Consider the following 15782-nt stretch of genomic DNA (forward strand, 5'->3'; position numbering starts at 1 on the left):
TGTCAACAATCCTGTAGCATAGGTGGCAACGTATATCTTTATATTTGGATATAACCATGATGATAAACCAAGTAGAGTAGTCTGCTATTCTAAACGCGCCCTACAAAAGTGGTCAGTCAATCGTTTTTATATGCTTTAAACTGTCCACTGGTCATTAATGACAGCCACCAGATAACGCTTACCTTGATATTCCTCAAACACCAAACGCATCGCACGCCAATCCATACCGCTATATTTTTCACTGCCATTACTGTAAAACTCAACGAATTCAGAATTTTGATATATTTTGTTTAAGTTGTTAATACTGTTGCCCATAGCTTTACTACTATTAATACTGATCTCTGCGTTCTGATCAAATGCACTAGCAGCGACCCAATTGCTCAAATAGTCAGGTAGCGGCGTGATCAATAAATCACCCGTGCCGTCTTTTTCACCCCACGTAAAGCGAATATTGGACTGTTGTAGATACTGTGCATACTGCCCGCGACTAAAGACTTTATCAGACTCAGGGCGCACATAAGCATACATCGAGAACCGGACGCCACGTGTGGGATGAATATCATTGGTGATACTGGCATAGTCGCCATTAGCCAGTGCGTGCTGAATGCGCAATGATTGCTGTTTAAGCGTTTGCTGACTGATATCAGCATTGCTAGGCATTGATGAGCTACTGGTTGGTTGAGACACAATGGCTTCGCTGGACTCAGAAACGGACTGGCAGCCAGTCGCGGTCAAAGTAAGCAATAAAAGGCTACTAGAAGCCAATGTCGCAGATTTTTTCTTAAAAAAAGCAGGTAATATCGTCATAAAATCATCCTTAACACGATTATCAGAGATAAAAAATCACTCAAAATTGTCATGAGAACAAATAAAAAAGTAGCATAAGCGCGCTATGAAATGGTTCTTTTGGTAAGTAAACCTGAATGATACGATAATACAGCAGAGTCCAAATATGGGTATGATGTAATAGGTTGTAACACTTATAGAGTAAAAGCTTGTAGAGAACATCATGCCAACATATAAATCACTCATATTTCTGCTAACCATAGGACTGATGCCTGTCGGTAGCGCTACAGCAGATGTGACAACATCAGATCAGAAACAAGCTGTTATGGCTGCCATGAAGATTGCGACCATCACAAAGATGTATCAACAAGATGCTGATGACCAAGGGTTGAGCAATCCTGCTGCGCTACAGCAATATGCAGATGCTGATTTACAAGCAGCCATACAACTTGAACAAAATTATTTTGATAAAAATAAAACGTCCTGCAATATCGATTATGATGTGCTGTGGGATTCTCAAGATCCTGACTATACACAAGACAAAAAGTTTTCGATGACTGAGCAAGGTTTGGTTCAGGTTAGCTTGGCGCAAGGTAGCGATATCTATTATGAGTTGTCATGTGATGCTAATAATAAGACTGCTGATTGCAAAGTCGCAGATGTAAGTTTAAATGAGGATGGCAGAACTTTACGCAGATATTTGCAGGAAACGTGTCGTTAACAGTTGAACTTAATACCAGAAATATCTGAGCTAAGACAGTGTTTAAATATAGGATACTTACCTTCTAAGACCGTTGGTTTGTTTTCGCATAATGTATATTATGTTAAATGAAGTCTATATACAATTTAGTACCTAGTGAGCTGACACTTATATGTAATGGCTTATATGAGGCGATGATTTTTCAAACCATGAATAGAGAATGTTTAACATGCCCTATTCTTTTTATCTACTAATGCGCCAACCTCTGAATTTAGAAAAGAAACCTTTCAATCTTTCAGAAAAGTTAAAAGCCTCTGACTCCGGCACTTCTTCGACATGGTGGCGCGCTGCCAGTATCGGCTGCTGTACCAATCTTTCGTGATGATCAAAAGCACGATCAAGACTGATACTCATGATAGATAAATTAGTTGGCCTTGGTAGACAGCGATACACCTGACCCTTGTTAATTAAATCAATGACCATATGAGCGTCTTTGAACTCCGTCAGCATCAGAACCATCAGATCTGGCTGGATATTTTTTAAGGCATAAACGATGGGTGTAATATTTTCTTTATTGAGCGTCGAATCCGTAATAGTGACGCCAAAGCGTTTTTTTTGTAATAGCTTCGCGGCCTGTTCAAGGTTACTGGCCCAGCTCACGGTATAAGCGCTCTTAAAATGACTTTTTATTTGTTGATAGACGCTCTCATCGTCATCTAATACCAGTATATTGCGATTGCTAACAGTACCACTATCAGCATGGTTTTGAGTCGCATCCTTTTCCGTAGAGTTTTGCGTTATTTCTTGGGTTTTCTGAGCAATTTCTGTGGCTTTATTAACGATTTTTTTAAGTTCATCATTTTGCCATGGCTTAGTGATATAGCGATAAATTTCGCCCTCATTCACAGAATCCATCACGGCATTTAGATCCGCATAACCGGTTAGCAAGATACGAATAGTATTTGGCGAAGCCGCTTTGATGTCACTCAATACTTCCGTACCTTGCTTATCTGGCATGCGTTGGTCGCTGATGACCACTTGCACCTCATTCTGGCTGACATACTCCATCAGCTCAGTAGCATCGGTTGTAATAAATACGTCATGTGACTGGCGAAAATGCATTTTTAAGCTGCGCAGGATACGCGGCTCGTCATCGATAAAAGCGATTTTTGGTTTTTGCATGACGCTCTCTTTAAATAAGTGGCTGGAAGTCTCTTAACTTTCAAATAAGGCTTGCGAAGGTTTCTTTTCATGAGCGATAGACTGTATCGGTAGCATGAGGGTAAATGTCGTGCCCTCCCCGACTATTGAGCTAACCTCAATGCGGCCATCATGTTGCTCCATAATTTGTGCCGTAATGGCCAATCCTAACCCTGTGCCATCGCCTGCTTTTTTGGTGGTAAAAAACGGCTCAAAGATATGATTTAAAACATCCTCTTTAATACCAGATCCATTGTCTATAATGCGTACCACAACAGACTTCTGTGCCTTATCCACAGACGACGTGACTTGTAATGTCCCTTTATGATCACTCGGTATGGCTTGGGCGGCATTATTAAATAGGTTTAATAGTACTTGGTTGATTTGTGAAGGATTACATTGAATCAGCGGCAGCTCGGCTAGATTGGTTTTGACGTCTAGAGTTTTTAAGTTATTGCGAGCCATAATCAATGAGGTATTGATACACTCATTGATATCGATATCTTTTACCTTAGATTCGTCAATTCGAGAAAAATCGCGCAAGCTGACGACCAGTTCAGCAATTTGATCAACACCATACAGTCCGTCCTTAATTAGATTGGTCAAATCTTCACTGACTTCATCTTCTTTGATTTCCTCACAGCATTGTAGCGTTTGCTCTATCAGCTGTTTGACTTGCTCTTGGTTGATAGTTGGCGCTTTTAACGCCTGCAATAATTGATCGGTATGTTGTAGCAGCTCATCAAAACGAACAAGATTATCGCCGACCAGCTCCATGTTACTACGCACGTAGCCCAGCGGCGTGTTGACCTCGTGTGCCACGCCTGCCACCATTTGACCTAATGTAGCCATTTTTTCAGAGCGCACCAGATGCACTTGTGAGGCTTTTAACTCATCCATGGCTTGCTGTAAGTCTTGCGTACGGGCGGCGACTTGTTTTTCTAGATGAACATTGATTTCAGCAAGTGCGCCTTCATTTTCAACGACGCGGTCGATCAATTGATTGGTCTGCTCACTGATGATTTGAATTTCGCTGACATTTGAGTGTGGTAGTTTAAGCGCGCTTAATTGTTGATATTTTTTTTGCTCAATCAATGTGCCCATATCAGCCACTGCTAGTGCCATGTGCTTTAGTGGTCGCGTAAAGTAGCGACGGAACACCCATGCGGTCAACAACAAGATAGGAATAAAACCCAGTAGCATGGTTTGAATCAGCTGGTTTGACAATGCATTTGCCACGCTCATCATGTCATTATTGGGCTTGACGATGACCATCTTCCAATAGGTAAACGGCATACGAAACACAAAGGCGGTGGCAGGCTGCTGCAACACAAAATCATTGGGCACAGCGATGGTCCCAATCAAGTGACTGTCTACCAAATTAAATGTTTGGTCAATATTTAATAGCAGTAATGCTGACAGTAACTTGGATTCTTGTTCGCCGATTTTATTCAGGTTAGTCGTACTCAAAATACTACGTGCCGCGAGCGTATAACGACCTTCATCTTTGGCAACGGCCTCATCGATGAGTGTTTGGTTAATATTATCTAGGCTGTCCGCAATAGGTGCAAAGGTAGGGTTTTTCTCGGCCAATTGATGCGCAGTTACCATCTCGCCTTGGGGGTTATCCTCAGTCACTTGCGTGACCATAGATTGATCAGGAAAGGTCAAAAATCGATTGTCCAAGTCTACCAAAAAGACATAACCACCCAGCTTATCTTGCCACTTTTTCATGGCGTCATCGAGGTTATCTAATAGCAGATTAAAACTCACTACCCCATCAAAAGCCTGATTGCGACTGTCATACAATGCCTTGGCACACGTCATCATCGGCTGATTGCTTTGCGGATCGACATAGGCACGGCTCCAGACACAGTGGTCATGGCGTGCGTACATCGCAGGAATGTACCACCACTCTCGATAATAGGGACTCGGCGTTTGGCGCACTTGATTATAATACTCTAACGGCTGCATGTTGCCTGAGTCATCACGCGCCCACACAAACGACTGGCGCTCTCGGTTTTGAGCATACATATTTGGATCAAACCACACGCCACCGCCCACAATCCGTTGATCGGTCTGTTGCATGAGATTGCCAAAGGTTTCTTTATAAAGGCGGTCTTCTTTTGGTAACCCGCCAGCCATCGCACTGGCTGCCTTTGCCAGTCCGTCGACGTGGCTGATATTTGCCATAATGCTATTAATGGCTTCGTTACCCGTTTCAACCACCGTCTCTGAGGTCATCTCCAGTATGCGAGGCTTAGCTTGGGTTTCGATGACCCAGTACACCATCAGGATAATTAGTAAAAAAGCCAACGCTAAAATAATCAGCATACGTGTGGAAATACTACCAAGCCGACCAGCAACACTCATAGATAAACCTTATATTGATGCGTCTACCAACATCAATGAATCACTTAATGAATAAAGACATCAGTGATACGCAACCACCATTTATAGTGGGCTCAAGGATACGATGCCGTCATGACAATATGATGACAAAAGTTTTGTTTTATCAGGTGTTAACCAGTAGCTTTTAATTTTAGCGACAACTGTGTTGATGTTAGAAGATACAATCCTGCCAGCATTTGTCTTTGCTACTTGCTTAGTATAAATTAGGTAGGTGTGAACATTATTTTGCTTACTATTATTTTGCTTACTAGTGGTAAAATTATATTTTTGATAGAAGGCAGTTACTTATATTTAATTATCTAAATACTTCCTTAACCACGCCAAAAAATCATCGCCCGTTGTTGATACATTGAGTCGTAGATGGCTTGAGGCGCTCGCATCTGGATAAAACAATTGCCCCGGTGCGACCAGCCAGCCTTCTTTGTAGGCATCTAGTGCCAGCTGGCTCGTATCCTGTCCAGTATCTACCCAAACAAAGAGACCTGCTTGTGTATGCTCAGGGTAGATAAGGCCTATCTCTGGTAATGCGTTGCGCATTCTTTCATGAGCGCTATATAAATGCTGCTGCACTTTTTTAATCTGCCGGCGATACTCACCATGCGTCCATAAATGATGACAAACTCGTTCACCAAATTCTGGCGTATTTGAATTACTCAAGGTTTTCATACGTAATACATCATCGATATAGTTATCAGGACAGACCAACATGCCGACTCGCCAGCCGGACGCCATCGACTTTGAAAACCCTGTCGCATAAAACACCCGTTCAAACTGGTCAAGACTGGCATAACGCAGCACTTGGCCACCCGGTACGAATGCGGCGTATAAATCGTCCTCAAAAATATAAGCGTCGTACTCATGAATAAGATTGAGCACTTGGTGCGCTCGCGCAGGATGCAGGTTATAAGAAGTCGGATTATGTAGCACACTGTTGGTTAAATATAGCTTAGGACGATGCGTGGCAAACAGTTTTTGCATGTGCTCGATATTAGGCCCTTGATGGTCACGTTCTACAGAGACGACGTTTAATCCCTGTTGTTGCAGGCAGCTTGATAGCCAATACCAGCCCGGCCCATCAACGACCACCGTATCCCCAGATTGAGTAAGAAGCCGCGCCACCATGGTCACGGCTTGCGACACTCCTGCTGTAGTAATTACGTGGTCAGCATTAGTTTGCATGCCTAGCGTATGTAGGTGTTGAACCAGCTGTTGACGTAGCGGTAGATAGCCGTGAACATTGCCATAATCATAGATAAAGCTATCGGCTTGCTGGGTGACCTGCCGTATGGCCCATTCCATCTTATCATTACGTATCCAGTCTCTCGGTAATGTTCCCACTCCTGGCGAGCGATGATGTGGAATATCACTAAAGACTTGCTGTACCAGCCAGCGCGTATCTATTACTGGGTGCTTAACGACTACTCTTTTATCATCATTGGGCTGGACTACTTGTGCTTGCGTATTGACATAATAGCCCGAGCTGGGTTTGGCGGTTAATATGTTGGTAGCGACCAATTGCTCATAAGCTTGTACCACCGTAAAGGTTGATATATTTAATAGTTTCGCTAACTTTCGCACCGAGGGAACACGCTGATTGGCCAAGTAAATCTGCCAGTCAATACGCTGCTGTAGCCATTCAGCGACGGCAGCAGTTTTGGTTAAATTAGGATTGAGTGTATAGGTTTCGACCATAATGAAGGACGCCTATTTTTATATGAGGTTTATGAATAAAAGAAGTGTCATGCTGAGAATAACTATACACTTTGTTCACCATTAGTGAAACTGTATCGGGTCTGTTATGGACATTTAAACTATAGTTGAGTGCATCAACAACGAATAATCATTATTTAGGATAATCCTATGACCCCAATCCACATTGCCTTAGCCGTATTGGTTACCTTTATATGGGGCGTGAACTTTACCTTTATTGCATGGGCGCTTGAAAGCTTTCCACCATTAATGCTCACTGCCCTACGCTTTTTCTTTACCGCTGTGCCGTTGGTTTTATTCCTCAAACCACCTAAATTCAACCGTACGCTATTTATTTATGCGATCGGCACCTTTGTCATGCAGTATGCTTTTGTATTCACCGCCATGCATTTGGGTGCATCGGCAGGACTAACGGCGTTATTGCTACAAGTTCAGATCTTTATTACCGTATTACTGGCTTTTGTCATACTGGGTGAAGCAGTGAGTCGCATGCAGATCATCGGGATGGTAGTCGGTGTGCTAGGACTGGGTGTCATTGCGCTTAACCTTGGTGGTGATATGCCCTTGGTTAGCTTCATCTGTATCTTGATTGCGGCCATAGGCTGGAGCTTTGGAAATATTGCTTCAAAACAAGCCTCAACGCAGCAGAGTACCAGTAATATTTCTACTGCCTTGCCTGTCAATAGCAACAATAAAACTTCAAATAAGACATCGGCACTTTCTGCGCTAGCACTGGTGGTATGGGGCGGTCTGATCGCCTGTGTGATTTTGACGTTATCTTCTCTACTATTCGAAACCGAAGCATGGCAGTTAGCGACGTTCACGCAAGCATCGCTCAAGTCTTGGCTATCGCTTGGGTTTATAGTCTATATCTCAACCCTGATTGGCTTTGGACTGTGGGCACATCTGCTGGCGCAAAATACCGCCTCCAAGGTTATGCCCTTTGCTCTACTGGTGCCCATATTCGGTATGGCGACCTCAGTGCTGTTCACAGGAGAGGTGGTGACATGGTGGAAGATGCTAGCGATGATGCTCATCTTATCTGGATTGATATTGGCAAATGTGAAGATAGGACTGGGAAGGAAGGCTATTCTTACTTAGTAGCAGATGCGGATAACGCAGCGCATTTATTGATAACGACTGAATTGAAGACGCGCCCTAGTAAATGGCATGGCAATGAATAGACATCTAAACGCTATGTTTTAACTGCATTTTACCTGTCTCTTTTGACCACACGCTTTAATGATGCCGGATACTGCTTAAGTAAAGACGTAGGACGTATAGGGCGGCTAGTTAAATTACCACCACAATTAGGACAATAGTTATTTAAAACATTAGCCGCACAAGAGGTGCAAAACGTACATTCAAAGCTACAGATCATCGCATTTGTAGCATTAGGCGGCAGGTCTTTATCACAGCATTCACAATTGGGTTTTAGCTCAAGCATATTATTTTCCAATTACAGTAGTAGTATTAAATAATATCAAATAGAGAAAATTTATCTCATTTTTAAAATGAGGACACGCCCTAAACAAAAAAGCCTTCCATACTATCAAACAATTAGTATGAAAGGCTTTTGAGTACTTATTATTCAATAATCAACGGTGTAACTTAAGCCATAGGTGGTGCCTGATGCCGGTAAGCGGTTCAGGTCTCCATACGTGGTTTGATGATAGACTGTTAAATAGTCCTTATTGAGCAAGTTATAAACCCCATAATCTACTCGGCCTACTGGCATTTTTACTTGTCCCAATACATCAAGTGTCATATAGCCGGTGACAGGCAAGGCACTAGAGTCAGGGTCTTTTTGTTGGTCTTTAAAGGCTTTATCATCGCCGCCTATCGCTAATGCCTGCAAGCGGACATTGCTGCCTTCATCAAAGTTGTATTGTGCAAATGCGGTACCTTTGAGCGGTGTTAGACGTACTGCATCTAGCTCCAACCAATCACCATCTTTGTCATACTGACCACGGGTGTACGCCACACTGCCACCTACTTGCCATTTATCACTAATGTCATGACTGAGCGACCCTTCTACACCATAAACACGCTCATCAGTATCGACAACTTCTACGGTATAGCTGTCAGTAAAGCGTACGACTTTGTCTGATTCGTTATAAAAACCGCTCAAGCGTGCTGCTGTATCGCCATGCTTGCCTTGCCAGCCAAACTCGTAGTTGTTAATCGCAATTGGTTGAACATTGTCTGAGTTGACTACAAAACCTGCACGCACATCACGCAGCGCACGCTGGATATCTGCTGTGGTAAACCCTTGTGAAAAATTGGCAAATATCTGATCATTTGGGGTTAACTGATAGCTAGTACCGAGATTAAACAAGGTTTTGTCGTGGTCTGTACTGCCTTTTTCTACGTCGCCTGCTTGATAGTCAATGCCATAAGCTGCGCTTGTCCCACTGATACGAGGGTCGTTAAAATATTCTTCAAGCAGCTGCTCATAGATGGGCGTAAAGGTATCGGTTTCTGACTTAAGCTTTTGATAGCGCACGCCAGCACTGGTATGCCATTTGTCAGTGATGTCTACATCTGCATTGACAAAAGCGCCCCATTTATCGATGGTAGTATCTGGTCCACCATTATAAGTAAGCCCATTGGTTTGGGCGGTCAAGCCATTACTGGCAAGAAAGGTGTTTAGGTTTTGACCATAATAGGTCTGCTCGCTGTTTTCTCGTTCGAAATCAGCACCATAGCTAAACAGTGTCTTTTTTCCTGCGATTTCGGTTTCGGTTTGCATGGCTGCCCGCAAACCCATTACTTCGATATCAGCTTCTGACTGGGTTACAAATACTGCAGCACTGGTAAGCTTGTTCACGGTTTTTTCATCAGTCAAACCATTGGCCTGCCATACTTCAGCTGCTTGGGTTGCTGCGCTCTTGGCAGAAGGATAAAAACGGCCTTTTTCGTCTCGATAGTAGCCCGTCACACTTAAGCTTGAACCTGCAATATCGTCATTATTATAGTTCAAGTTCATTGAGGTCTTAGTGGTATAAGGCTCGTTTTCTACGTCGGCACCATCGATGGCTTTTAAAGAAGGTTTTGCGCCAAACAATACTCCCAAACCATCACCATAGTCTGGGCCGTAGTCCGTATCCTGCTCATCTTTATAGTAAGTCACTGCAAGGTCAAGACGTTGGCTGTCAGTGAGCTCTACACCTAAGCTACCATTAACACTTAGCGATTCGGTATCTTGTTGGTCCGTTTGGTTCACATCTGGGCTGATACGGTTGCCTTTGCTATCGAACTTGCCGCCTTTGCTATCGTAATCAACATCTAGACGACCATACACTCGCTCGCCGCCATATCCTAAGGTTTGTCCTACATGATAACCCAATGAGTCTGACTCAAAGCCACGACTGCTACTGACGCCGACTCTGGTTTGTCTGATAGGACCATAACCGACCAAAGATTTGGTCACGAGATTGATAAGACCACCTGCCGCGCCAGCACCATAGATACTGGTAGCACCTGAGAGTACCTCTACCCGCTCAAGCTGTGCAGAATCAATACTATTTAGCTCACGTGATAGGCTACGTGAACTGCTCAATGGCACCCCATTCAGCAAAAACTGTACTGGACGACCGTGCATGGTAGTGCCATAGTTACTGGTTGAACCGCTACTGGCACCTAGGCTCGGAATCAGCTGCGCCAATATATCACCAGTGGTACGGTCACCCGTTGCCTGCATCTGAATCTCATTTTCAGTGATTACTTGCGTGACGGCTGGCATCTCGCTAATTTTTTGCGCCAGTGCCGTACCTGTTCTGGCTTTAGCAGTGACATTGATAGTGTCTAAAGTCACATTGGGCGTCTCAGTTGATGCCGAACTTGATGTTGAATTTGATGTTGAATTTGAGGTCAACGCTTCTGACGTAGCCGCATTGACAGCAACACCCGTAGTACTGACATCGGTTTGTGCATATAATTGCTGACTGATGCAAAGGGTAAGAACGGATAGAGCAACTTGATGATGGCTTTTCATATTTACTTCACTTAGTTGGATAGTCAAATAGTGGTATCAGTTATATTTAGCTAACAATACTGTGTGTACTAACTTTGTGAACGATATTGTAAATGATAATCGTTTTTATTTCTATATGTATTTATACTTTGTTAGTAAGTGCTTACTTATGATGATTGCGGCTTAGCTTAAAACCTAATTTTTGATAACTTCACTAGGACACACCCTAGCTCTCAAACAACTTATCTAACTGATTATTACGATACGCCTCAAAAAATAGCTGAAACTTAACCTCATCCTCTTTATGCTTCTCTTGGCAATCTGGTAATAGCTGCTGCGCTACATCAACAGATAATATAAACACGCCATCATTATCCATCATAGCGATATCGCCTGAACGGATAATCGTTGTTTGCTCACCAAAGCGATAGGCAATATCAGAGGCTAATACTCCTTGTGCTTGATCGCTTTTAAATGTCGTCACAGCACTGATACCTTGTGCAAATATAGGGAAGCCCAGCTGCTGAATCTGTAGCGAATCAGTCGCCTGTCCAATGACAATGACGGCGGACAGCTTCTCGTAGATAGCAGCACAAGTGCGCAGTGCTCCCCAACATGCGGTGACGCCCAATACCTGAGCATCAATACATAGCACATCATTTGGCGCTGCTTGAATCAATGCCTGATTGATCACATCCGTGTTGTCAGAGGTTAGTTGTACTGTTAACACTCGGCCGACTATGGTAGCCGTGCAATGATTCAGAGCTTTAATATCTGGTAAATACCCTTCCCTCGTTAGATGACCAATGGTTGAAGTGCCTATCTCCTTATATCTGTCTATAAGGTCGTGAATATCGATGTCATTCATTGTGTTCTCACTATCGCACTTTTTAGCTTTTGCTTGTTTCTCGATAACTTTTATCGCATCACTAAGTAGCTATTAGTTAGTTAAAAGAGTTAATTGGCTAGCGGCTTTTCTTAACACGCTTGAACGGATTTGTTGTTTTGCTTTCACCAGCTGGCATACTGCCATGAGGGTCAGAGCCACGTGCAATCACAGGCAATAGCAATGTTTTATGCGGATAGTGTGAACTGCTTAATAACTCGTCATGAAGTATCTGACGTTGATCGTCATCAAAATCGATAGTCACTAAGGATTCCTCGATACTAGTCATTGCCTCGTGCCACAGCGTATCTTCATTAAGATGATAGTGCTCAACCAATGACTCGATAATCGCCCGAATATTAACCAGTAGCCCTAGCGACTGTAGATAAAATATTAACGCTTGCGGCGTCTCGCGATATAGACGGTTTTTAAAATCTGGTGGGCTCAGATATTCAGGATCTGCTATTTTCTGACGTGCCAGCCATGATAGATGGATGCGTACGGAATCATGGTCACGCAATAACAGACTGGTAAAACGATTGTCTTTTAATACGATAACAATATTTTGCCCATGCATCTCAGGCGCAAACCCTAGGCGTAAACAGCGCAGCATAGTCCCCAAAAATACATCACAAAGATTTTTAAAACACGCTATGACAGCGGGTTTTTTATTCTGTGGCAATTTTTCTTGAGCACTGTCCTGACTACTATTCTGGTTAGTACTATGAATGCCCTCCTGAACAATCCCGTCAAAAATGTGATGGCTGACACCTTGCTGATATACCAACATACCCAAGCTTGCCATCGGTAACAGTTGAATCGTATCGTCACACAGATCTTCTGGCAGTTGACGTAGCATCGCGCCTAAATGCGTGGGTTTTTCTTGATAAAATTGCGGATTGATAGCGCTTTTGTCATGCAAATGAGACGGAGACATATAACCCCACCACAGACGTTCATCCCATAACCGTAGCTGTGATGATAGTACCGAGTCTATTGTTCTTGCCTGCATCAATATGGCTTGGTTTTTTTCACCATTGATCAGCTTGAGGGCTGGCAAGTAGCGTTTTGAGTTTAGTGCGTACACACCTATAGGCAGCTTAATGCTATTTGGCGTATCAGCATCAATTAACATACTGCGCATGGACGAGCTGGCATAAGTGATGAGCGCTTCAAAAGTCAGGGCGACAACTGTGCCATTGGCAAGATCGTCGGCATACATGTCATCAATTACATGAGTCATTTGCCAAGGGTGTACGGGCATCGCAATGTGCGTATCCGCTATGCCTTTGTCATCTAGCTCTCGCATTAATTTCCGCTGCTGCGTAGCGTCCAAAAGGTAGGCCGCTGGATTTTTTATTGTCATGTCTTTAACATGCTCTGCCACCATGACATGGCTTTTGGCAATGGCAGCCCATACCAGCGTAATGGGCTGGTTAAACTCTGCCATATAACGTTTGTATTCTGTTGCCGTAAAGCCTAACTTGCCTTTAGCCAATGGATGAAACGGACGATCCATCAGCGAAGCCCACTGCTCCGCCGCAATTAAGGTTTGATGCCAATGCGGATACTGACAAACTGCCGTCGTGATGTTTGCCACCGCTGACTGTTGCTGAGCTATAAAAGAAGCCTCTAAGCTTTCTTTTAGCTTTAAGACACCGATATCAGATAAGCTGGCACTATCCATCATTGATAAAAAGATATCTAACAACTGCTGTGCTGAGCTTACTGGCTCTAGCAAAGCACTGTCCATATGACGCTTGTTATTAAGACTGTCATTGACGTTGTGTACGATAGGAAGACAAGATTTAGATAATCGCCACGGTGAAGCGTAAGCAGGCTCTACCAGTAGTAATAACTGTCTATCTTGGTCAACCTTCATCACCATTAATGGGTTATCTTGGTCAAAGAAGTCTTGATACTGCTGTGGTAGCAACGCTAAAAATTGATGCGCGTCTTGAGCTTGAGTCGTCTGATGATTTGCTAAATACTCATGGATGGTTGTCACTTGAATAAGGTGCTCATCCACCCACTGCTCTAATAGAAAGCACTCTACCAAATGACTAATCAGCGACCATTGAATGGCCTCGATATCTGGTTCAGGATTTACATCAAGATGGCTGTTTTGCGCAGAAGTTTGCACAGGAAATAATGTATGCATCGTTTTACCCCCGACTTTTAAACAATGGGTTATTGATGTATTTAATCGGGAATGCTTTGTCTCCGAATAATCGGCGCTTAGCCAATGACTCAATGCGCGTTTGTTCAGCGAATACATCAAACAAGTCGAACCGTACTTGATGCTCTGGATGAGAGGTTTGATAGTCGGTCACGCAGTCAGCAACCTGTTGCCAAAACGCCACTTCAGAATAGTGATAATGCGTCTGCATAAAAATCGCAATGTCTGACAACGCCACAAAAAACAAGCAAGCAACCGTCATATCTCGAATGCCGTCGGTATCTTTGGTCTCGATGAATGAGCCTCTATTTAAGGCAGCATGGGCAGGTGGCAAGCTATAAAATTCTGGACGCAGATGTTGTTGGGTTAAGTGCTCAGGTGAATAACGAACCCCGTCATGCAAGTCTTTTAGCAAGACTTTTACGGGATAGCCATCTTCATGTACCAAGACGATGTTTTGCGCATGGCATTCTAGTGCCACACCATAACCAAATAAAATATGCAATAAAGGGGTGACAGTGACCTTAATTAACTGCGCAATCCATGTTTCTACACCATATTTATCAAGCCAAGGTGCTATTAAAGGTGCTATTAAATGCGAGCCATCAGCATTGATATAACTGACACCATTGAGCGGGAATGCTGTTTGCCCTTTTGATAGATACTGACTGACGTTTTCTCGCCAAATCGCAGCTAGCCCACCGTACATAGTTGGATGCTGGTAGCCACGCGCGCGTAACGCCTCATGGTCTAAACTGACGCCAACGGTCTCACCCAAAAATGCAATGGGTAATGCTTGGGCAGTCTTGTCATCTGCAATCAGTTGATTCAACCAAGTAGTGACAACAGCCGCATTCATCACGGTATGCTTTGCCAATATTCGCGTGCTTGAGGTGTTAATCAGATGCATACTCAGCTTTAAGTAGGCTTTATCATTAATAGTGTCATTGTTACCATTGTCATCGCTATCACCAAGCATCGTCAGTGAGCGAATAGACTGCTGAGCGCGGTACTGATGACCTGCACTACCTAAGTAGATAACTTCTTGCGTGGCAAGCAGTGGCTGTAATGCTTGAATTAAGGTGTTTTGCCATTGCCAAGGATGTGCAGGTATTAGGCAATAATTATTAGCTGTCTCATTTGTGATTGTAAGTACTTCTATGAGTTTGGCATTGAGTGCAGAAAATTCATCCGCACCTACATAATCTTTTACCCATTCATTTATATCGATGCCGGTAGTGGTATTGCTCACCAGTAGCTCTTTTTTGACCGCCAACCACACTACGTCGATGTTTTGATCAAACTCCGGCCCGTAGTCATAGTTGTCTTGTAAATCAAAACCAATACGAGATTTAAAACACGGATGATAAGGATGCCCTGCCGTCAAATAACCTTCGAGTTGCTCATAAGTGAGCGTATCAATAGGCACAGGTATATTAGAAGCCAGTATCTGAGACTGTGTTTCATTCACTAAGGTATGGCGCAGCTCTTTGATAAAGCTGTCTTTGAGTTCTGCACCTTCAATGTTGAGCAAGATATCACTGATTACATGCTCAAGAATAGCGTCTTGGGCAACACTATTAACCACTCGCTGCACATTCAAGTCATTTAAACGAATGATGTCAAAACTATAATGGATATAACCTTGCGCGGTATAACTGACATCATCACCTGCCTTGATAACAAAATTCAGCAGTGCCCCATCATCAGCACTGTCATTAGCGGTGTTCGCACTTTCAGATTCAAAATCAATAATATTTTCATATAACAATGCTTGTAGCAATTGCTTAATCACTCGTTGCTCAGCGCGTGCGATAATTTGAGAATTAACAGGTGCTTGCCACGGTTTAGTTGCATAAGTGATATTTGTACTATTATTATTTTTGGTAGAGTTTGCTAGATGATTGGACATAGATATAAGCTTCCTGTCTGA

Annotated in this window: 11 protein-coding genes; 2 read left to right on the plus strand and 9 right to left on the minus strand. The window is 43.3% G+C overall.

Annotated elements, in window-relative coordinates; translation table 11 throughout:
• Positions 1–135 precede the first annotated feature (135 nt).
• Entirely contained in the window at positions 136–807 is a 672-nt protein-coding gene (locus tag IE130_RS04030; RefSeq protein ID WP_189581993.1) for a hypothetical protein, read from the minus strand.
• 202 nt (positions 808–1009) lie between these two features.
• Between IE130_RS04030 and IE130_RS04035 the strand changes: the two genes are divergently transcribed.
• On the plus strand, positions 1010–1507 hold the full coding sequence (locus tag IE130_RS04035; RefSeq protein WP_227676123.1) for a hypothetical protein: 498 nt from the start codon (positions 1010–1012) through the stop codon (positions 1505–1507).
• A 222-nt stretch (positions 1508–1729) separates the two neighbouring features.
• On the opposite strand, the gene IE130_RS04040 is transcribed toward IE130_RS04035, so the two are convergent.
• From IE130_RS04040 to IE130_RS04050, 3 genes are all read right to left on the minus strand, one after another.
• Positions 1730–2668: a response regulator gene (locus IE130_RS04040; protein ID WP_189581996.1), complete on the minus strand. Its 939-nt coding sequence runs from the start codon at positions 2666–2668 to the stop codon at positions 1730–1732.
• Between the two features lie 33 nt (positions 2669–2701).
• Positions 2702–5059 carry a PAS domain-containing sensor histidine kinase gene (locus tag IE130_RS04045; protein ID WP_189581998.1) on the minus strand — a complete coding sequence of 786 codons (2358 nt, stop codon included), beginning with the start codon at positions 5057–5059 and terminating at the stop codon, positions 2702–2704.
• Positions 5060–5389: 330 nt separating this feature from the next.
• Positions 5390–6790: an aminotransferase-like domain-containing protein gene (locus IE130_RS04050; RefSeq protein ID WP_189582001.1), complete on the minus strand. Its 1401-nt coding sequence runs from the start codon at positions 6788–6790 to the stop codon at positions 5390–5392.
• Positions 6791–6958: 168 nt separating this feature from the next.
• On the opposite strand from IE130_RS04050, the gene IE130_RS04055 reads away from it, so the two are divergent.
• Positions 6959–7909, plus strand: coding sequence for an EamA family transporter (locus IE130_RS04055; RefSeq protein ID WP_189582004.1), 951 nt, complete (start codon positions 6959–6961; stop codon positions 7907–7909).
• A gap of 112 nt (positions 7910–8021) precedes the next feature.
• Here IE130_RS04055 and IE130_RS04060 read toward each other — a convergent pair whose 3' ends face one another.
• The 5 genes from IE130_RS04060 to IE130_RS04080 form a co-directional block, all read right to left on the minus strand.
• Positions 8022–8255, minus strand: a complete 234-nt coding sequence (locus tag IE130_RS04060; RefSeq protein ID WP_189582007.1) for a DUF1272 domain-containing protein — start codon at positions 8253–8255, stop codon at positions 8022–8024.
• A gap of 144 nt (positions 8256–8399) precedes the next feature.
• A complete protein-coding gene (locus tag IE130_RS04065; protein WP_189582010.1) occupies positions 8400–10805 on the minus strand; it encodes a TonB-dependent receptor in 2406 nt (801 codons plus the stop codon).
• A gap of 205 nt (positions 10806–11010) precedes the next feature.
• Positions 11011–11652 (minus strand): RraA family protein, encoded by a 642-nt coding sequence (locus tag IE130_RS04070; protein ID WP_189582013.1) that lies wholly within the window; start codon positions 11650–11652, stop codon positions 11011–11013.
• A 97-nt stretch (positions 11653–11749) separates the two neighbouring features.
• Complete coding sequence (locus IE130_RS04075) at positions 11750–13831, minus strand: IucA/IucC family protein (protein ID WP_189582016.1); 2082 nt, start codon at positions 13829–13831, stop codon at positions 11750–11752.
• Positions 13832–13835: 4 nt separating this feature from the next.
• Entirely contained in the window at positions 13836–15761 is a 1926-nt protein-coding gene (locus IE130_RS04080; protein WP_189582019.1) for an IucA/IucC family protein, read from the minus strand.
• Between the last annotated feature and the right edge of the window lie 21 nt (positions 15762–15782).

It is taken from the genome of Psychrobacter glaciei (assembly GCF_014652895.1).
Classification (GTDB): Bacteria; Pseudomonadota; Gammaproteobacteria; order Pseudomonadales; family Moraxellaceae; genus Psychrobacter; species Psychrobacter glaciei.

What these genes read in the sequence shown, in the direction of transcription:
- IE130_RS04045 (WP_189581998.1), bottom strand. Translation starts at nt 5,059, where the DNA reads ATGAGTGTTGCTGGTCGGCTTGGTAGTATTTCCACACGTATGCTGATT.
- IE130_RS04055 (WP_189582004.1), top strand. Translation starts at nt 6,959, where the DNA reads ATGACCCCAATCCACATTGCCTTAGCCGTATTGGTTACCTTTATATGG.
- IE130_RS04040 (WP_189581996.1), bottom strand. Translation starts at nt 2,668, where the DNA reads ATGCAAAAACCAAAAATCGCTTTTATCGATGACGAGCCGCGTATCCTG.
- IE130_RS04080 (WP_189582019.1), bottom strand. Translation starts at nt 15,761, where the DNA reads ATGTCCAATCATCTAGCAAACTCTACCAAAAATAATAATAGTACAAAT.
- IE130_RS04050 (WP_189582001.1), bottom strand. Translation starts at nt 6,790, where the DNA reads ATGGTCGAAACCTATACACTCAATCCTAATTTAACCAAAACTGCTGCC.
- IE130_RS04060 (WP_189582007.1), bottom strand. Translation starts at nt 8,255, where the DNA reads ATGCTTGAGCTAAAACCCAATTGTGAATGCTGTGATAAAGACCTGCCG.
- IE130_RS04030 (WP_189581993.1), bottom strand. Translation starts at nt 807, where the DNA reads ATGACGATATTACCTGCTTTTTTTAAGAAAAAATCTGCGACATTGGCT.
- IE130_RS04035 (WP_227676123.1), top strand. Translation starts at nt 1,010, where the DNA reads ATGCCAACATATAAATCACTCATATTTCTGCTAACCATAGGACTGATG.
- IE130_RS04075 (WP_189582016.1), bottom strand. Translation starts at nt 13,831, where the DNA reads ATGCATACATTATTTCCTGTGCAAACTTCTGCGCAAAACAGCCATCTT.
- IE130_RS04070 (WP_189582013.1), bottom strand. Translation starts at nt 11,652, where the DNA reads ATGAATGACATCGATATTCACGACCTTATAGACAGATATAAGGAGATA.
- IE130_RS04065 (WP_189582010.1), bottom strand. Translation starts at nt 10,805, where the DNA reads ATGAAAAGCCATCATCAAGTTGCTCTATCCGTTCTTACCCTTTGCATC.